This is a genomic window from Vibrio sp. ER1A, assembly GCF_000733315.1.
GTDB classification, from domain to species: Bacteria; Pseudomonadota; Gammaproteobacteria; order Enterobacterales; family Vibrionaceae; genus Vibrio; species Vibrio mediterranei.
In genome coordinates this window covers 48,664-66,925 of sequence record NZ_JPJA01000092.1, presented here as the reverse complement: position 1 = coordinate 66,925, position 18,262 = coordinate 48,664, and the positions used below count along the sequence as shown (strand labels likewise).

Here is an 18,262-nt window from a genome sequence, read left to right as displayed (position 1 = left end):
TTATTTATCAAACGCCCCTATTAGGGGCTTTTTTTGCATTAAATTAAAATACTTATTCACAATAAAAGAATTTTTATGTATAAATAAACCAAGAAACTAAATAAAAGGGTACGAATCATGGCTTACAACTTACGAAATAGGAATTTTCTCAAGCTTCTCGACTATTCACCAAAAGAGATTCAGTTTCTTCTCGACCTGTCTAAAGATCTTAAAGCCGCTAAATATGCCGGCACAGAGCAAAAAAAACTGGTAGGGAAAAACATCGCACTGATCTTCGAAAAAGCCTCGACTCGTACCCGATGTGCTTTTGAAGTTGCCGCTTTTGATCAAGGTGCTCAAGTCTCTTACATCGGCCCTTCCGGATCCCAAATAGGCCATAAGGAATCGATGAAAGACACGGCTCGTGTACTAGGTCGTATGTACGATGGCATTGAGTATCGTGGTTTTGGACAAGATATCGTTGAAGAGCTAGGCGCTCACGCTGGCGTACCTGTTTGGAACGGTTTAACCAATGAATTCCACCCAACGCAAATTCTCGCTGACTTTTTAACCATGTTAGAGCACGGCAAAGGCAAGTTATTACACCAAATTAAATTTGCCTACTTAGGGGATGCTCGCAACAACATGGGGAACTCTCTAATGGTCGGGGCCGCAAAAATGGGAATGGATATTCGTTTGGTTGCGCCAAAAGCTTTTTGGCCAGAGCAAAGCCTCGTTGATGAATGTCAGACCATCGCATTATCAACAGGTGCTTCGATTACTCTCACCGAGGACGTACAACAAGGTGTAGCCGATTGTGACTTCTTGTATACGGACGTTTGGGTCTCTATGGGCGAGTCAGCCTCGGCGTGGGAAGAGCGTATTGCCTTAATGAAACCGTATCAGGTAAACATGGATACGATTAAAGCTACCAATAACAAAGATGTGAAATTTATGCACTGCTTACCTGCTTTCCATGATGACCAAACCACAATAGGTAAAGAAATCGCCGAAAAATATGGCTTGAATGGTCTCGAAGTCACAAATGATGTATTCGAGTCGGATTACTCCATCGTGTTCGATGAAGCCGAAAACCGAATGCACACCATCAAAGCCGTCATGGTCGCCACATTAGGCAGCTAGTCAAATTCACTTGCAGTTTAACGATAAACCTTTGATGTAATCGCTTGCGCTCACGATTTTTAGGCGTATAATTCTCCGCAATTTGTCTGGGGAACAATCAATGGCGCAAGCGAGTTTTACAACACATCACGCTCTCGATAAGCTTTTTGCTTATCACGCACCGTTATTATTTCCTGTTGATTACTAAACCTCCCATTATGGGGGGTTTTTTTATGCCTGCATTCCTAGCTGTGATTGAGCACGCTCTTTTCGCACTTGGAATATCCATCTGGTCTGGTTTTAACTATAGGGAAGATAAACATGGCGAATACGCTCTTTCAAAAGCACATTATCTCAATTCCAGAGTTGTCACGTGACGAGCTAGAACTCATTGTACAGACAGCCGGTCAACTAAAATCAAACCCTCAACCTGAACTCATCAAAAACAAGGTTGTTGCTAGCTGTTTCTTTGAACCTTCAACACGTACGCGTCTGTCATTTGAAACCGCCATTCAACGTATCGGCGGAGACGTGATTGGTTTCGATAGCGGTGGTAATACCTCGCTTGCTAAAAAAGGTGAAACACTGGCAGATTCAGTTCAGGTTATTTCGTCTTATGTTGATGCGTTTGTCATGCGTCACCCACAAGAAGGTGCGGCACGTCTGGCTTCTGAATTCTCAAACGGTGTGCCAGTTATCAACGCAGGTGATGGCGCCAACCAACATCCAACACAAACACTGCTAGACCTATACAGCATCTACGAAACCCAGGGTCGTTTAGATGATATTAACGTTGCCTTTGTTGGTGATTTGAAATACGGCCGCACGGTACACTCGTTAACGCAAGCCCTAGCGAAATTCAATAACGTTCGCTTTTTCTTTATCGCTCCCGATGCACTTGCGATGCCTGACTATATCTGTGAAGAGCTTGAAGAAGCTGGCATCCAATTTAGCCTGCATACCGACATGGAAAGTGTAGTATCTGAACTGGATGTCCTATACATGACGCGAGTACAGAAAGAGCGTTTTGATGAGTCTGAGTACGCGCACATTAAATCGGCTTATATTCTCTCTGCTGATACATTGAAAGGCGCGCGCGATAACTTGAAAGTGCTTCATCCGTTGCCACGAGTTGACGAGATTACTGTCGACGTAGATAAAACGCCTTATGCGTATTATTTCCAACAAGCTGAAAACGGTGTGTACGCCCGTGAAGCTCTACTCGCTCTAGTTCTAAACGAAACGCTTTAAGGAGGATTGATCATGTCTAAAGAAACCCAGTTGCAAGTAGAAGCAATTAAAAACGGCACGGTTATCGACCATATCCCAGCAAACATTGGTATCAAAGTTCTCAAACTGTTCGCTATGGATCAATCCAAACAGCGTGTCACGATTGGTCTGAACCTTCCTTCTTCAGCATTAGGTTGTAAGGATCTATTAAAGATAGAGAACGTGTTTATCACTGAAGAACAAGCGAACAAGCTGGCACTCTATGCACCACATGCTACCGTCAACCAAATTGAAAACTATGAAGTGTGTAAAAAGCTGGCGTTAAAACTGCCAGAAACAATCACGGGAGTATTCGAGTGCCCTAATAGCAACTGCATTACTCACAATGAACCCGTAGACAGTAGCTTCAAGGTGTTCGAGAAACATCAAGACATTCGTCTCAAATGCAAATACTGCGAAAAAGTCTATTCGCGTGAGATCGTTACTGAAAGCTAAGAATGACACGATTATTAAACAAGCCTACACATTGTAGGCTTGATTTTTATTGAGCCTAGAGGCAGTCTAGACTCTCTTTGAATTCACAGAACAATGGATAAAACGATGACAAAAGTACTTCATACAGAATCTGCACCAGCAGCAATCGGTCCTTACGTACAAGGTGTCGACCTTGGTAACATGGTACTGACTTCAGGTCAGATCCCAGTAAATCCGCAAACAGGTGAAGTGTCAGAAGATATCGCTGAACAAGCACGTCAGTCTCTAGACAACGTAAAAGCGGTTGTTGAAGCATCTGGCCTAACGGTTTCAGACATCGTAAAAATGACGGTTTTCGTTAAAGATCTCAACGACTTTGGTACAGTAAACGAAGTGTATGGTAAGTTCTTTGACGAGCACCAAGTGGCTAACTACCCTGCGCGTTCTTGTGTTGAAGTTGCTCGTCTTCCTAAAGATGTGAAGATTGAAATCGAAGCTATCGCAGTACGTAAGTAAGTTCTGCTATGTATTAAAAAAGGGTTGTCATTGACAACCCTTTTTAGTGTTATTTTTTGCTGTTTAACTCAGCAACTTCAGCATCAAGCTGCTCTAGCTTCTCTGCCATCTGCTCTCGGCATACATTCGCCAGTTTTCTCACATCTTCTTTGCCGTAGCCTTCGATAGAGATAGGTGGCAGCATCTCAACGATGATATGACCATTATCCCACTTATTAAGCTTTAGATGGCTCGTACTGCTACACACAATAGGAATGATTGGTGTCTTTGCCCCAATCGCTGCATGAAAAGCACCCGTTTTGAATGGCAATAAGCCGCGTCCACGAGAGCGTGTACCTTCCGGGAACATCCAAACTGAAAGGTTACTTTTCTTCATGCTATCAACAACTTGGTCAATCGTACCTTTCGCTTTACTGCGGTTAGCACGATCAATCAGAATATTACCTGTTAAATAATAAAGCTGACCAAAGAATGGCATCCATAGCAGGCTCTTTTTACCAACAGTTACCACATTTGGTGTAACGGCAGAAGATACCGTAAACAAATCCCAGTTGTTCTGGTGATTAGCGATATAGATGTGTTGACCGCGTTTATAGGCATCTTCAGGTAAACGAAGATCGAGTTTAATACCAAAGATCTTCGACATAGCGCCAAAATAACGCCCGAACGTAAACACGTGTTTAGGATTTCTCGGACTCAGTAAACAGTAACCACATCCAAATACGAACATAATTACCGCAAATATCGCCACTGCAATGCAGCGTAGGAAAGCAACCATTTTGGTCTCCGCTAATGGCTTCAAAAAAAAGCCGAAACCTTAAGATTTCGGCTATTTATATCTATCGTTATTATTCAGCAGAACCCGCGATACGTGTGATGTTAGCACCTAGTGCAGACAGCTTATCTTCAATACGCTCATAACCGCGATCGATATGATAAATACGGTCTACAATTGTCTCACCATGCGCAATACAACCAGCGATAACCAAGCTTGCCGAAGCTCGCAGGTCAGTCGCCATGACTTGTGCACCACTCAATGATTCAACATCACCACAAATCACAGTGTTGCCTTCAATTTCTGCTTTTGCGCCCATACGCATTAGCTCAGGAACGTGCATAAAACGATTTTCAAAAATCGTTTCAGTAATCACACCGCCACCTTTTGCCATCATATTAAGCAAAGTAAACTGAGCTTGCATATCTGTAGGGAAGCCTGGGTGTGGAGCAGTACGAATTGAAACCGCTTTAAGCTCTCTGTCGGTCATATCCAGTGAGATCCAGTCATCGCCAGTCTCGATCTTAGCCCCAGCTTCTTCTAACTTCGCTAATGCCGCTTCTAATAGATGAGCATGCGTATTGCGACAAACAATCTTACCGCCTGATACCGCTGCCGCTACTAGGAAAGTGCCTGTTTCAATGCGATCTGGAACAACAGAGTGCTTGCCACCACCAAGACGTTCTACACCTTCGATAGTGATAGTATCGGTACCTGCTCCAGTGATTTTTGCGCCTAACTTGTTCAAGAAATCAGCGGTATCGACGATTTCAGGTTCACGAGCCGCATTATCAAGTACAGTAGTACCTTCAGCCAATGTTGCAGCACACATTATCGTGATAGTCGCACCAACGCTCACTTTGTCCATCACAATGTGAGCACCCTTCAATCGACCTTCCACTTCCGCTTTCACATAACCATCTTCTAATGTGATGGTGGCACCGAGCTGCTCAAGACCATGAATATGCAAATCTACCGGACGCGCACCAATGGCACAGCCACCAGGAAGTGAAACTTGTCCTTTGCCAAAACGAGCAACCAGTGGACCTAACGCCCAAATCGATGCACGCATGGTTTTCACCAAGTCATAAGGTGCACACAACTCGTTAATCTGGCTACCATCAACATGAACAGAACCGTTGCGATGCACTTTGGCACCTAAACGGCTAAGTAGTTTCATTGTCGTATCAATGTCACGAAGATGTGGTACGTTGGCCACTTCTACAGGCTCCTCAGCCAGAATAGAAGCGAATAAAATAGGCAGTGCTGCATTTTTAGCACCTGAGATCGACACTTCGCCAGATAACGGCTGATCCGATCCAATAACTCGAAACTTATCCATTAATAAACCTTACAAAGACATCAGCTTTTTATCACGAGCCCACTCTTCTGGAGTATAGGCTTTAATTGAAACTGCGTGGATGTCATTACGCTGAATATAATCCATCAGAGGACCATAGATCATCTGCTGCTTTTTAACTCGGCTCATGCCTTCAAATTGAGCATCTACCGCAATCACTTCGTAGTGGCTACCTTCACCTTTTACGTGTAGCTCTTCTAGGTTCAATGCGTTTTGTAATAGTTCCTGTACTTTTGTGCTATCCACAAGATACTCCTAAATGTGTTTCTCAATAACTGATTCAACGTTATACAGCTGAAACAGTATTTTCAGCTCATCGGGCACGAAGCTGAGCATTATATGACACTTTCGATTTTTTGCATGCTCTAATAAGTGAATTAGCATCACCAATCCCGCAGAATCGAACCGTTTTACTTTATCTAACGCCAATTCCATCTCAGGCTCATCAAAATTAACGCTTTGAATAGTATTCCAAAGCTCAGGTACAGTATCACGATCAACGTTACCAATTAGCTCTAATACACCTTCGTTACGAACCACTAATTTAGTGTCCATTATTTTTTGCTGCCTTCAAAACGAATCGGCGCCTGTGCCAACTGCTCAAGTTCTTCTGCTACCGCTAATATGCCATCTTGACGAATTTTGCTGTTCCATTCAGATTGCTTGCTAGAGAGCAAACTAATGCCTTCTGCAATCATATCAAAGGCCTTCCATTTGCCTGTTTTCTTATCCTTTCTGAGTTTAAACTCGAGATTAATATTAGGTCTCGGTGAGTCCATAATTGTCACACGAACACCGATAATGGTCGTCTTATCATCAATTTTTGGTTCTGGACCAAATTGAACATCCTGTCCAGTATATTGGGTTAAAACTTGCGCATAAGAAGTAATCAAGTACTCTCGAAATGCTCTGGCAAACTCTAACACATCTTCTCGTTTAGCACCTTTTAAGTTAGGACCCAGTAGCTTCAATGCTGCGTAGCGATCGTTCACGTAAGGCATTAGTTCCTCTTCGACTACCACCTTAAGATAGTCAGGATTTTTCTGAATTTGCTCTTGCTCATTCGCTAAACGAGTAAACGCTTTATCGGCGACTTTCTGCATCATGTCATAGGGCTTGGTGGCATCAATCTCATTAGCATGTAGACCAAATGAGAGCATCAAGGCACTAAATATCAGTAAACATTTGTTGAACATCACTTTACTCCTTTTTCTCCTCGGAACCGCCAATGCTATAGAGCACTTGACCTATCATATCTTCGAGCACCAACGCTGATTTGGTGTCTTCAATTCTGTCACCATCGGCTAGATAACCTTCATCATCAAAGATAAACCCAGGCACTAGACCTATATATTGCTCACCAATCAACCCTGATGTTAGCACTTGTGCACTCGAGGTATCTGGGAAACGGTAGTCCGAGCTAATAGATAAGGTTACCACCGGTAAATAGCTCTCCTTATCAAGACTAATATCACTGACTCGGCCAATAACGACGCCACCAACTTTCACAGGAGAACGAACTTTTAGGCTACCGATATTATCGAACCTTGCTTCCAGCTTATAAGTATCCCCTGAGCCCAACCCTTTCACGTCAGCAACCTGAAAAATCATAAACAAGATTGCGCAAAGTCCGATGATGACAAAACTGCCTACCCACAATTCTAACTTTCTGGTTTGTTGCATTGAATTGTCCTTTACTCTTAATTGCCAAACATCAGTGCTGTAAGCACAAAATCTAAACCTAATACCGCCAAAGATGAGTGCACGACGGTTCTCGTTGTCGCCTGACTAATACCTTCCGAAGTCGGTATGGCATCATACCCATTAAATAGCGCAATCCACGTCACCGTAATCGCAAACACCAAACACTTAATGACGCTATTACCAATGTCTCGACCCAGCTCTACGGACGATTGCATCGCTGACCAAAAACTGCCGTGATCGATACCTTTCCAGTCCACACCAACCAGTTGGCCCCCCCAAATACCTATCGCCATAAAGATCATAGCCAATAGCGGCATGGAAATAACCCCGGCCCAAAAACGAGGCGAGATCACTCGTTTAAGAGGATCAACGGCCATCATTTCCATGCTCGATAACTGTTCAGTGGCTTTCATTAAGCCAATTTCAGCGGTTAGTGCCGAGCCTGCACGCCCAGCAAATAATAGTGCAGTAACAACTGGACCCAACTCTCTTAATAGCGATAACGCCACCATCTGTCCTAAACTGCCTTCCGCCCCATAATCGACGAGAACTACATACCCTTGCAGGCTGAGGACCATTCCAATAAACAGCCCTGATACCATAATAATGGCCAATGATTGCACACCAACGTTATGTAGCTGTTTTATTAATAGTGGAAAGTGCTTTTTAGGCTGTGGTTTGGAAAACAGGACACCAAATAGCATAAAGGTTGCCCTACCCCATGATTGGCAAAGAGATAAGGTTCGCTGACCGACTTTTTGAATCCATACTGAAGGAAACGACATATTAGAACAGCTCCTCAGTTAATGCTTTTGCTGGATAACGGAATGGAACGGGTCCATCGGCTTCGCCGAGCAAGAACTGTTGGACTCGAGTATCAGGGTTACTTCTCAATTCATCAGGAGTACCACAAGCAACAACTTTTCCATCAGCGAGCAAGTAAACCCAATCTGCGATGGACATAACTTCAGGAACATCATGAGAAACAACAATAGAGGTAAGGTCTAGTGCCTTGTTCAACTTGCCAATAAGCTCCACCAGCACTCCCATCGTTATAGGGTCCTGACCAACAAAGGGCTCATCGTACATGATTAATTCAGGATCAAGCGCAATAGCTCTTGCGAGCGCCGCACGTCTTGCCATGCCTCCAGAAAGTTCACTTGGCATAAGTTGAGATGCTCCACGTAATCCGACAGCCTCTAACTTTAGCAGCACTAAAGTACGAATCATCGACTCACTCAGTTCTGTATGCTCACGCAAAGGAAACGCGACATTGTCAAAGACGTTAAGGTCGGTAAATAGTGCACCCGATTGGAATAGCATGCTCATTTTCTTGCGAACATGGTAAAGACGTTTTCTAGAAAGCGTAGGAATATTGTCGCCTTCGAACCAAATCTCCCCATGGTCAGGCGAGATTTGTCCACCGATCAGACGAAGTAATGTTGTTTTACCAATTCCCGATGGTCCCATGATGGCTGTTATCTTACCTTTTGGTACATGCAACTCGACGTCATCAAAAATGACGTGTGAGCCACGCGCAAAAGTCAGTCCCTTAACGGAAACCAAGTCATTGTTTGACATACATTTCCTTATCATCCTAACAGTAGTCCTATGCTAAACAATAATAATGATACAAGCGGACAATTAAAACCCTTATATCCAAATGGTTGGATAATTACAGAGTCAAACCCCATTACAACAAACTTGCGTCATTACGCGCATTTATGACTTCGCTCCTAACCTTAGTCTATCTATTAGCGTATTAGCTTCGGCGCACTATTGTTATTTTATTTGTTGATTAGCTTCCATTTTGGCCGACAAACCGTCAAAATTAGCCGCCAAATGTCTCAGAAAAATAGAAGTGGATAAAAACATGCTTGAAGCCGTAGTGTTTCTGATAATTGGACTGGTTTTTCTCGTTTGGAGTGCTGATAAATTAGTATTCGGCGCCGCGGCACTGGCACGCAATGTGGGTATTTCGCCACTAGTTATCGGTATGACTATTCTTGCTATGGGGTCATCAGCGCCAGAAATGATGGTTTCGGCCACCGCCGCCCTAGAAGGGAAAACGGATACTGCGGTTGGTAACGTACTAGGCTCCAACATCGCCAATATTGCGCTTATTCTTGGTATTACGGCTATGATTAAGCCTCTTTCTATTTCATCTGCGGTTCTGAGACGCGAGCTACCTTTAATGATCGCGGTAACGCTTATCGCGGGTCTTATTCTTTGGGATAGCCACCTTGGTTTCTATGAAGGTATTATTCTGTTTGCCTTATTTGGCGCATTTATCCTTGCCATGCTTCGTATCAGCAAAGCAGAAAAAGAGAGTGGTAACAATGACGCCATGCTAGAGGACCAAGAGTCCGAAATTCCAGAAGGTGTGAGTAACGCTAAAGCAGCCATGTGGGTGGTGATTGGCCTAATCATCCTCCCTATCGCAGCAGATAGACTGGTAGATAGCGCCGTAACGATCGCCCAGTATTTTGGTATGAGCGACCTTGTTATTGGTCTAACGATTATCGCGATTGGTACCAGCCTACCAGAACTGGCCGCTTCTCTTGCTGGTGTTCTAAAAGGCGAAGATGATATGGCGGTAGGTAACATCATAGGTTCAAACGTCTTCAACATCCTCGCCGTTATGGGTATTCCAGGTATCATTAACCCTTCTATACTCAGTGAACATGCTATGGGCCGTGATTTCTGGGTTATGCTGGCCGTTTCGCTATTACTGGTTGTAATGGCACTGGGCAAATCTAAGAGCATTAATCGAGTCGAAGGCTTTATTTTGTTCGTGCTATTCCTTGGTTATCAGGTTTATCTATTCGCTAATATGGCAGCTTAGGAGCGGTTATCATGTCTGGTTTTGATTATGTTAGCGCGGCAAAGCGTGTTTTAGATACCGAAGTACAAGCACTTCAACACCTTGAGCGCTACTTTGACGAGCAATTTGAATCGGTATGTGATGCGATTCTCAACCACCAAGGCAAGGTTATTGTCATGGGGATGGGTAAATCAGGACACATTGGTAAGAAAATTGCGGCTACGCTTGCTAGCACTGGCACATCAGCGTTTTTTGTCCACCCAGGAGAAGCTGCTCACGGCGATTTGGGTATGATTGAAGCTCGCGATCTCGTTATCGCCATCTCTAACTCTGGTGAGTCACACGAAATCATTAGTTTGTTTCCTGTCTTTAAGCGCCTTGGTATTACTACCGTAAGTATGACTGGAAAGCCTGAATCTAACATGGCAAAGCTCTCTGATTTTCATTTGCAAATCACTGTTCCTAAAGAAGCGTGCCCACTTGGCCTAGCACCTACTTCTAGCTCGACGGCAACTCTGGTTATGGGAGATGCATTAGCCATCGCCTTATTAGAAGCTCGTGGCTTCGGTGAAGAAGACTTTGCCCTGTCTCATCCGGGCGGCGCATTGGGTCGTAAGTTACTACTTAAACTGAGTGATATCATGCATTCAGGTAAAGCGCTGCCTGTCGTCGGTCCGCAGACCTTGGTACGCGACGCACTACTAGAAATTTCCGATAAAGGACTTGGCATGACAACTATCGTGGACAACGATATGAACTTGCTAGGTATCTTTACCGATGGAGACTTGCGACGTATTCTTGATAAACGAGTCGATATTCATGACACCACCATTGGTGAGGTCATGACCGTTAACCCAACCACTGCTGCGCCTAATATGCTAGCGGCTGAAGGGTTAAACTTAATGCAATCGAAGAATATTAACGGTCTTGTACTACTCGATGATAACAAAGTCGTGGGTGCACTCAATATGCATGACTTATTAAAAGCAGGAGTAATGTAGTGTCTAAACAAGTTGAAACGCTCTATGGTTTGGTGGCTTCATCCACTTACGATAAAGCAGCAGACATCAAACTCCTGATTTGCGACGTGGATGGCGTCTTCTCCGATGGTTTGATTTATATGGGCAACCAAGGTGAAGAACTTAAAACCTTTCATACTCGTGACGGTTACGGTATTAAGGCTTTAATGAGTGCAGGCGTAGAAGTCGCCATCATTACAGGCCGTCGCTCACAGATCGTTGAGAATCGTATGACCGCACTTGGTATTTCTTTGATTTACCAAGGGCAAGATGACAAAGTCGCCGCTTATCAAGACATTTGCCAAAAGCTTGCTATCCCAGCATCGAAAACTGCTTACATCGGTGATGACCTTATCGATTGGCCTGTCATGGAACAGGTCGGCTTAAGCGTCTGCGTGGCGGATGGACATCCACTGCTCGCCAGAAAAGCGGATCACGTCACTACGATTCCAGGTGGACGCGGTGCAGTTAGGGAAGTTTGTGATCTGATCCTAGAATCAAAGGGAGAACTAGAGCTTCACAAAGGTCTTAGTATATGAGTTTGTCTCGTATTCTTTATAGTCTACTTGCCATTATTTCTATTGGGTGTGCTTACTACTTGTACACCAACGATGACTCACGTGTACTCCAAGTTGTTCCAGATCTTGAGTTGCCAGCGTTTAGCGGTACGAATTTACACAATATTTCATACAGTGATACTGGTGTTCGTAGCTATAGTATTACCTCTTCACATTTAGAGCATTTCTCCAAAAAAGGAGAAACCGTGTTTGAACAACCCATATTGCGTATTTTTGCTAATGGTACGACTCAAGAATGGGAAATTTCTGCTGCAAAAGCGATTTTGGATAAACATGAAGTGCTAACTCTTTATGATGATGTAGTCGCACGAAATTTGCTTCCGGACTCAGGGTTTGACACTCTATCGACTCAACGAATGAGCATACAGTTAGATAACCGTGACTTCTGGGCCAACACAGACGTTCTCATGTTGGGACCACAATTTGAAACCCGCGGACAAGCAATGAAAGGAAACTTTGCTGACAATCTCGCGGAGCTATATAACAAAGTGAATAGTAAATATGAAACTCTCGCACCTTAGTCTTAGTCTTTGCCTACTGCTTCCAGTCTCTGCATTCGCTCTTTCGACAGATACTGAACAACCAGTTTATATCGACTCCGACACTCAACAGCTTGATATGAAGAGTAATCGAGTCACATTCGCGGGCGACGTTAAGTTAAAACAAGGCAGTATTAACATTAATGCCGCAAAAATCGTGGTCACTCGCCATCCGCAAACTGGCGCTATTCAGGTAATAGAGGGCTTTGGGAACTTAGCTACATTTTCCCAACTAACAGATGATGGAAAAACTCTCTATGGCGAAGCAAAAAAACTGCATTACTCATTAAAGGATGATCAGTTAACCATGACTGATCAGGCTATGTTGTCCCAAGATGATAGCGTGATCCGTGGCACCACCATTAAGTACCGAATCTCATCACAGAAATTAGTAGCGGACGGCAATGCCAATGAACGCGTCTCAACAGTCCTTCAACCTCAGCAAGTTCAAGAGAAATAGATTCAGCTATGGCGTTATTGAAAGCGACACATTTAGCAAAAAGCTATAAAAACCGTAAAGTGGTCTCAGACGTTAGCCTTTCGGTTGAGTCTGGTCAGATAGTGGGATTGCTGGGCCCTAACGGCGCAGGTAAAACTACGTCGTTTTACATGATTGTAGGTCTGGTTGCCCGTGATGAAGGCACCATCACTATAGACGGGGAAGATATTAGTATTCTCCCAATGCATAGCCGCGCCAAAATGGGCATTGGCTACCTGCCACAAGAAGCCTCCATTTTCAGAAAGCTCAGTGTTGAAAACAACATTATGGCAGTGCTTGAGACTCGTAATGAGATCACTCAAGAAGAGCGACAAGATAAACTAGAGGACCTGCTAGATGAGTTCAATATTCAGCACATTCGGAAAAGTGCTGGTATGGCGCTGTCTGGCGGCGAACGTCGACGTGTCGAAATTGCTAGGGCTCTAGCCGCTAACCCACAGTTCATCTTACTGGATGAGCCATTTGCGGGTGTCGACCCAATTTCAGTGATTGATATCAAGAAGATCATCGAGCACTTGCGCGATAGAGGCTTGGGAGTTCTTATCACCGACCATAACGTTCGTGAAACCTTAGATGTGTGTGAAAAAGCATACATTGTGAGCCAAGGTCACCTAATTGCTGAAGGAAGTCCTGAAGATGTTCTCAATAATGAACACGTAAAACAGGTTTATCTCGGTGAACAATTCAGACTATGATTTAATAGGCTTGGATAAAATTTTAATAATAGGCTAGCAATACTGCATGAAACCCTCATTACAACTCAAGCTAGGTCAACAGTTAGCAATGACGCCCCAGTTGCAACAAGCAATTCGCTTGCTGCAATTGTCGACGCTCGATCTGCAACAAGAGATTCAAGAGGCCCTAGACTCAAACCCATTACTTGACGTGGAAGAAACCGCGGAAGAAGCACCGCCTTCTAATGAGGAAAAGTCGAGCCCTGAAAGTAAAGAAGAAGCATCTGCAGAGCCAGTTAGCGAACCAGAGCCGAAAGACAGTTCTGAACAAATTGAAAGTTCTGAAATATCGACAGAACTTGAAATGGATACTACATGGGATGATGTCTATAGCGCCAATACCGGTAACACGGGCATTGCCGCTGATGATGACATGCCAATATATCAAGGTGAAACCACACAGTCTCTACAAGACTACTTAGTTTGGCAATTAGACCTAACGCCATTTACTGAAACGGATCGTGCCATCGCCTTAGCCATCATTGATGCTGTCGATGACTACGGCTATCTGACCCTATCCTGTGAAGAGATTCTCGACAGTGTCGATATTGAGGATGTTGAGCTTGATGAGATTGAAGCAGTAAGAAAACGCGTTCAGCAATTCGATCCGCTAGGCGTTGCTTCTCTTAATCTGCAAGATTGCCTACTACTGCAACTCGCCACTTTCCCTGAAGATACTCCATGGCTCGCTGAAGCTAAGTTGGTCTTGTCTGATCACATCGATCAATTGGGTAACCGTGATTACAAACTCGTAATTAAAGAGACTAAGCTTAAGGAAGCGGATCTTCGAGAAGTTTTGAAGCTCATCCAACAGCTTGATCCTCGACCAGGTAGTAAGATCACGCCTGATGAAACTGAGTACGTAGTGCCGGATGTCTCCGTATTCAAAGACCGCGGAAAATGGATAGTTCAGATTAACCCTGACAGTGTTCCAAGACTTAAAGTGAATCAACAATACGCGAAACTCGGTACAGGCAACAGTGCTGACAGCCAATATATTCGCTCTAATTTGCAGGAAGCGAAATGGTTGATTAAGAGCCTTGAAAGTCGCAATGAAACTTTGCTCAAAGTAGCTAAGTGTATTGTCGAGCATCAACATGACTTTTTCGAATACGGTGAAGAAGCAATGAAACCAATGGTTCTCAACGATGTTGCCCTTGCTGTAGACATGCATGAATCGACGATTTCTCGAGTTACCACTCAGAAATATATGCATACCCCACGCGGCATTTTTGAGCTGAAGTATTTCTTCTCAAGCCACGTATCGACCGACAATGGCGGCGAGTGTTCCTCGACAGCCATTCGAGCACTAATCAAGAAGCTTGTTGCTGCAGAAAATCCAGCCAAGCCATTGAGCGATAGTAAAATCGCAGCGCAACTAGCTGACCAAGGAATTCAGGTTGCTAGACGAACAATAGCGAAATACCGTGAGTCGTTGGGCATTGCCCCTTCCAGTCAGCGTAAACGCCTACTTTAAGGCCAATAACTAAGAAGGAAAGTCTATGCAAATTCAAATTGAAGGCCACCACGTCGATGTCACTGAGTCAATGCAGGACTACGTTCAGAGTAAATTTCAAAAGCTGGAACGCTTTTTCGATCATATAAACAGCATTAACGTCATATTAAAAGTTGAAAAATTAAACCAGATCGCAGAAGCTACGCTCCACGTTAATCAAGCTGAAATTCATGCGGCGGCAAATGATGAGAATATGTACGCTGCCATTGACGGGCTTGTCGATAAGCTCGTTAGACAATTGAATAAGCATAAAGAAAAATTAAGTAATCACTAAAATGCAAATAAGTGAAGTATTAACTCTGGACTGCACCAAAAGTGCAGTCCCTTGTACGAGTAAAAAGCGCGCCCTAGAAATTATTAGCGAAATCGCTGCAGAACATACTGGTCAAAACTCTACCGAACTGTTCGAGTGCATGCTGAGCCGTGAAAAAGTGGGCAGCACTGGAATTGGCAATGGTATCGCTATTCCTCATGCCAGAATGCATGACAGCGATAAAGCTGTTGCGGTGTTACTTCAGTGCCAAGCGCCGGTTGACTTCGACTCTATTGATAACCGCCCAGTTGACCTTATGTTCGCACTGCTAGTTCCAGATGCGCAGTGTAAAGAACATTTAAAGACTTTGTCATGTATGGCAGAGCGATTAAATGATAAAACTGTCCTAAAGCAACTTCGTAATGCTCAATCCGATCAAGAGCTTTACGATATTATTGTTAGCCATTAGAACAAGCTGAGAAAAAATGCGATTAGTCGTTGTAAGTGGACATTCAGGCGCAGGTAAAAGTGTAGCGTTGCGAGTACTAGAAGATTCTGGTTACTACTGCGTTGATAATCTACCGATCGATTTACTGGAAGCCTTTGTGGATTCATCGAAAGATTCCCAACAAAGTGTTGCCGTCAGTATTGATATTCGTAACTTGCCTGACAACCTGAATAACTTAACCTCTAAGTTGAAACAATTGTCTAAGCAACACGACGTCAAAGTGCTTTTCCTTGATGCATCAAAGTCAGTGTTGTTAAAACGCTACAGTGAAACTCGTCGTATCCACCCTCTCTCTCAGCGAAAAGATAAACTGTCACTTGAACAGGCCATTGATCTAGAACACACACTTCTCAAGCCCATCAAAGAGCATGCCGACTACACCATTGACTCGAGTGAGCAGTCCATACACGACTTAAGCGAAACCATTCGATTTGAATTAGAAGGCCAAGAGAAGAAAGATCTTGTCATGGTTTTCCAATCGTTTGGGTTTAAATATGGTATGCCAAGTGATGCCGATTACGTGTTTGATGTGCGTTTTCTACCCAATCCACATTGGCAGCCAGAATTAAGACCAATGACTGGACTAGATGCACCAATTAAATCTTTCCTAGAAGCTTATCCTGACGTCATCGAGTTGAAACAACAAATTCAAGGCTTTGTTGAACGTTGGCTACCTTTACTTGAAAAGAACAATCGCAGCTATCTGACTGTTGCAATTGGTTGTACCGGCGGTAAACACCGCTCTGTTTATATCACTCAGCAGATTGGTGAATATTTTGCTCAGCTCGGCCATCAAGTAAAAATTCGTCACGCATCGCTAGAGAAAAACAACTAACAGGAATCCAAATGTCACTATCTCGCACTGTTCTCATTCAAAATCGTCTTGGTTTGCATGCTCGAGCTGCGGTCAAGTTAGTCGAACTAGCGCAGAGCTTCGAGGCAACCGTGACGATTTGTAATCATGAACAGAAAGAAGCGACAGCAGATAGCGTGATGGGTCTTCTTATGCTCGAGTCTGCTCAAGGTGAGAACATCACCATTAAAGCGTCAGGAAACCAGGCTGAGGATGCTCTGCAAGCGGTATGCGAGTTGGTTGAACACCGTTTTGACGAAGACGAATAGATTCCGCACACTTTTCTGTTTTATTTCCACTCTCCGATAACTTCTTCGCGCCCTGTAGGTTACTTGAACCCAAAATTAAGCTACTATTCAGTACATTAAAAAGCAGTTGAGTGTAGGGGGCATCCATGGCGGAGCAAATAGAATTCGATCAAGCTCACCAAACCCTCCAAGAAGTTAGTGAAGCGCTAGAAAATGGCCGCTTCGTTTACGTAAGAAGACAACTTCAGGACATGGAGCCTGAAGATATTGCCCATCTTCTAGAAGCCTCTCCACGTAAAAGTCGTGAAGTCCTGTGGCAACTCACCGACCCTGAAGACTATGGTGAAATCCTTGATGAACTCAATGAGGACGTCAAAGATAGTCTAGTCTCCAAAATGGCGCCAGAAAAACTGGCTGAAGCAACGGAAGGCATGGACACCGATGACGTAGCTTATGTCCTACGTAGTCTGCCTGATACCGTATCGCGCGAAGTCCTGTCACAAATGGACACCGCAGACCGTTTGCGTGTCGAGACTGCCCTTTCTTACCCAGAAGATACCGCCGGCGGTATCATGAATACCGATGTAATCACTATTCGTGGCGATGTCGATGTCGATGTGGTTCTGCGTTACCTGCGCATGAAAGGTGAGCTACCGGAAGCGACAGACGCACTGTATGTGATAGACGAAGAAGATATGCTGATTGGTCACCTTTCTTTGACCACACTTTTAACCACTCAGCCCGATGTCAAAGTCGTCGATGTCATGGACGATGCCGATGAGGCAATCCATGTTGAAACTAGCGATTCGGACGTTGCCTCGTTATTTGAACGACGCGACTGGGTCTCTGCCCCTGTTGTAGATAGCGAACACCACCTAGTCGGTCGTATCACCATCGATGACGTGGTCGATATTATCCGAGAAGACGCCGAACACTCAATGATGAGTATGGCGGGTATGGATGATGATGAAGATACCTTTGCGCCGGTTGTGAAATCTGCTCGTCGACGCAGTGTTTGGCTAGGCGCCAACGTACTTGCCGCTTTAGCAGCAGCATCTGTCTCCAATATGTTTGAGGCCACATTAGAGCAGATGGCAGCGATAGCTGTATTGATGACCATCGTACCTTCCATGGGAGGGGTTGCAGGTAACCAAACCGTTGCCCTAGTAATCCGAGGCTTAGCTTTGGGTCATATCGGTGACAGCAACCGTCGAGAACTGCTACTCAAAGAAGCCGCCATCGGCTTTCTCAATGGTATCCTCTGGGCCCTAATTATCGGTGGTATCGTAGTAGCTTGGAAAGGTGATTGGATGCTAGGCGGGATTATCTCTGCCGCCATGATGACCAATTTACTGGTTGCTGGCATTGCTGGCGTTACCATCCCTATTCTGCTCAAAAAAATGAATATAGACCCTGCCTTAGCGGGCGGAATGGCCCTTACGACCATTACCGATGTTGTTGGTCTTTCGGTCTTCTTAGGCTTAGCCACCATAATGATCAGCTAATGCCAGATACAAAAAGGGCGTAACCA

Annotated in this window: 24 protein-coding genes; 16 read left to right on the top strand and 8 right to left on the bottom strand. The window is 44.3% G+C overall.

The features are described 5' to 3' along the window. Nucleotides 1-117: 117 nt before the first annotated feature. From argF to HW45_RS18835, 4 genes are all read left to right on the top strand, one after another. Nucleotides 118-1,122 (top strand): ornithine carbamoyltransferase, encoded by a 1,005-nt coding sequence (gene argF / locus HW45_RS18850; RefSeq protein ID WP_006073317.1) that lies wholly within the window; start codon nucleotides 118-120, stop codon nucleotides 1,120-1,122. A 300-nt stretch (nucleotides 1,123-1,422) separates the two neighbouring features. Continuing rightward, nucleotides 1,423-2,352: an aspartate carbamoyltransferase gene (gene pyrB / locus HW45_RS18845; protein WP_006073315.1), complete on the top strand. Its 930-nt coding sequence runs from the start codon at nucleotides 1,423-1,425 to the stop codon at nucleotides 2,350-2,352. A 12-nt stretch (nucleotides 2,353-2,364) separates the two neighbouring features. After that, nucleotides 2,365-2,826, top strand: a complete 462-nt coding sequence (gene pyrI, locus HW45_RS18840; protein WP_006073314.1) for an aspartate carbamoyltransferase regulatory subunit — start codon at nucleotides 2,365-2,367, stop codon at nucleotides 2,824-2,826. A 105-nt stretch (nucleotides 2,827-2,931) separates the two neighbouring features. Beyond that, on the top strand, nucleotides 2,932-3,321 hold the full coding sequence (locus HW45_RS18835) for a RidA family protein (protein WP_038228906.1): 390 nt from the start codon (nucleotides 2,932-2,934) through the stop codon (nucleotides 3,319-3,321). A gap of 49 nt (nucleotides 3,322-3,370) precedes the next feature. Here HW45_RS18835 and HW45_RS18830 read toward each other — a convergent pair whose 3' ends face one another. The 8 genes from HW45_RS18830 to mlaF all read right to left on the bottom strand — a co-directional run bounded on the left by HW45_RS18830 (nucleotide 3,371) and on the right by mlaF (nucleotide 8,741). Beyond that, the gene (locus tag HW45_RS18830) at nucleotides 3,371-4,099 is read right to left on the bottom strand and encodes a 1-acylglycerol-3-phosphate O-acyltransferase (RefSeq protein WP_006073311.1); all 729 of its coding nucleotides are present in this window, start codon (nucleotides 4,097-4,099) and stop codon (nucleotides 3,371-3,373) included. A 70-nt stretch (nucleotides 4,100-4,169) separates the two neighbouring features. Then, a complete protein-coding gene (gene murA, locus HW45_RS18825; RefSeq protein WP_006073309.1) occupies nucleotides 4,170-5,438 on the bottom strand; it encodes a UDP-N-acetylglucosamine 1-carboxyvinyltransferase in 1,269 nt (422 codons plus the stop codon). Nucleotides 5,439-5,447: 9 nt separating this feature from the next. Next, nucleotides 5,448-5,702, bottom strand: a complete 255-nt coding sequence (ibaG, locus tag HW45_RS18820) for a BolA family iron metabolism protein IbaG (protein ID WP_006073308.1) — start codon at nucleotides 5,700-5,702, stop codon at nucleotides 5,448-5,450. Between the two features lie 9 nt (nucleotides 5,703-5,711). Further along, complete coding sequence (locus HW45_RS18815; RefSeq protein ID WP_420883067.1) at nucleotides 5,712-6,014, bottom strand: STAS domain-containing protein; 303 nt, start codon at nucleotides 6,012-6,014, stop codon at nucleotides 5,712-5,714. Further along, the gene (gene mlaC / locus HW45_RS18810; protein WP_038228904.1) at nucleotides 6,011-6,652 is read right to left on the bottom strand and encodes a phospholipid-binding protein MlaC; all 642 of its coding nucleotides are present in this window, start codon (nucleotides 6,650-6,652) and stop codon (nucleotides 6,011-6,013) included. The genes HW45_RS18815 and mlaC overlap by 4 nt, the downstream gene beginning before the upstream one ends. A gap of 4 nt (nucleotides 6,653-6,656) precedes the next feature. Beyond that, nucleotides 6,657-7,139, bottom strand: coding sequence for an outer membrane lipid asymmetry maintenance protein MlaD (gene mlaD / locus HW45_RS18805; RefSeq protein WP_038228902.1), 483 nt, complete (start codon nucleotides 7,137-7,139; stop codon nucleotides 6,657-6,659). Nucleotides 7,140-7,156: 17 nt separating this feature from the next. Continuing rightward, entirely contained in the window at nucleotides 7,157-7,945 is a 789-nt protein-coding gene (gene mlaE / locus HW45_RS18800; RefSeq protein WP_006073293.1) for a lipid asymmetry maintenance ABC transporter permease subunit MlaE, read from the bottom strand. A gap of 1 nt (nucleotide 7,946) precedes the next feature. Continuing rightward, on the bottom strand, nucleotides 7,947-8,741 hold the full coding sequence (gene mlaF, locus HW45_RS18795) for a phospholipid ABC transporter ATP-binding protein MlaF (protein ID WP_006073291.1): 795 nt from the start codon (nucleotides 8,739-8,741) through the stop codon (nucleotides 7,947-7,949). A 292-nt stretch (nucleotides 8,742-9,033) separates the two neighbouring features. Between mlaF and HW45_RS18790 the strand changes: the two genes are divergently transcribed. The 12 genes from HW45_RS18790 (at nucleotide 9,034) to mgtE (ending at nucleotide 18,236) form a co-directional block, all read left to right on the top strand. Then, nucleotides 9,034-10,005, top strand: coding sequence for a calcium/sodium antiporter (locus HW45_RS18790; RefSeq protein WP_038228901.1), 972 nt, complete (start codon nucleotides 9,034-9,036; stop codon nucleotides 10,003-10,005). Nucleotides 10,006-10,013: 8 nt separating this feature from the next. Then, nucleotides 10,014-10,985: a KpsF/GutQ family sugar-phosphate isomerase gene (locus HW45_RS18785; RefSeq protein WP_086027636.1), complete on the top strand. Its 972-nt coding sequence runs from the start codon at nucleotides 10,014-10,016 to the stop codon at nucleotides 10,983-10,985. Next, nucleotides 10,985-11,542: a 3-deoxy-manno-octulosonate-8-phosphatase KdsC gene (gene kdsC / locus HW45_RS18780; RefSeq protein ID WP_038228899.1), complete on the top strand. Its 558-nt coding sequence runs from the start codon at nucleotides 10,985-10,987 to the stop codon at nucleotides 11,540-11,542. Before HW45_RS18785 ends, kdsC begins: the two co-directional genes overlap by 1 nt. Then, a complete protein-coding gene (gene lptC, locus HW45_RS18775) occupies nucleotides 11,539-12,102 on the top strand; it encodes an LPS export ABC transporter periplasmic protein LptC (RefSeq protein ID WP_038228897.1) in 564 nt (187 codons plus the stop codon). The genes kdsC and lptC overlap by 4 nt, the downstream gene beginning before the upstream one ends. Next, entirely contained in the window at nucleotides 12,083-12,580 is a 498-nt protein-coding gene (lptA, locus tag HW45_RS18770; RefSeq protein ID WP_038228895.1) for a lipopolysaccharide transport periplasmic protein LptA, read from the top strand. Before lptC ends, lptA begins: the two co-directional genes overlap by 20 nt. Nucleotides 12,581-12,588: 8 nt before the next feature. Continuing rightward, the gene (gene lptB / locus HW45_RS18765; protein ID WP_006073275.1) at nucleotides 12,589-13,314 is read left to right on the top strand and encodes an LPS export ABC transporter ATP-binding protein; all 726 of its coding nucleotides are present in this window, start codon (nucleotides 12,589-12,591) and stop codon (nucleotides 13,312-13,314) included. A 46-nt stretch (nucleotides 13,315-13,360) separates the two neighbouring features. Beyond that, the gene (locus tag HW45_RS18760; RefSeq protein WP_038228894.1) at nucleotides 13,361-14,830 is read left to right on the top strand and encodes an RNA polymerase factor sigma-54; all 1,470 of its coding nucleotides are present in this window, start codon (nucleotides 13,361-13,363) and stop codon (nucleotides 14,828-14,830) included. Between the two features lie 25 nt (nucleotides 14,831-14,855). Beyond that, a complete protein-coding gene (gene hpf, locus HW45_RS18755; protein WP_038228892.1) occupies nucleotides 14,856-15,143 on the top strand; it encodes a ribosome hibernation promoting factor in 288 nt (95 codons plus the stop codon). A 1-nt stretch (nucleotide 15,144) separates the two neighbouring features. After that, nucleotides 15,145-15,591, top strand: a complete 447-nt coding sequence (gene ptsN / locus HW45_RS18750) for a PTS IIA-like nitrogen regulatory protein PtsN (protein ID WP_006073263.1) — start codon at nucleotides 15,145-15,147, stop codon at nucleotides 15,589-15,591. A 16-nt stretch (nucleotides 15,592-15,607) separates the two neighbouring features. Beyond that, a complete protein-coding gene (gene rapZ, locus HW45_RS18745; protein WP_038228889.1) occupies nucleotides 15,608-16,465 on the top strand; it encodes an RNase adapter RapZ in 858 nt (285 codons plus the stop codon). 11 nt (nucleotides 16,466-16,476) lie between these two features. After that, nucleotides 16,477-16,752, top strand: a complete 276-nt coding sequence (locus tag HW45_RS18740; protein WP_006073260.1) for an HPr family phosphocarrier protein — start codon at nucleotides 16,477-16,479, stop codon at nucleotides 16,750-16,752. Nucleotides 16,753-16,877: 125 nt separating this feature from the next. Then, nucleotides 16,878-18,236, top strand: coding sequence for a magnesium transporter (gene mgtE / locus HW45_RS18735; RefSeq protein WP_006073259.1), 1,359 nt, complete (start codon nucleotides 16,878-16,880; stop codon nucleotides 18,234-18,236). Nucleotides 18,237-18,262: the final 26 nt, after the last annotated feature.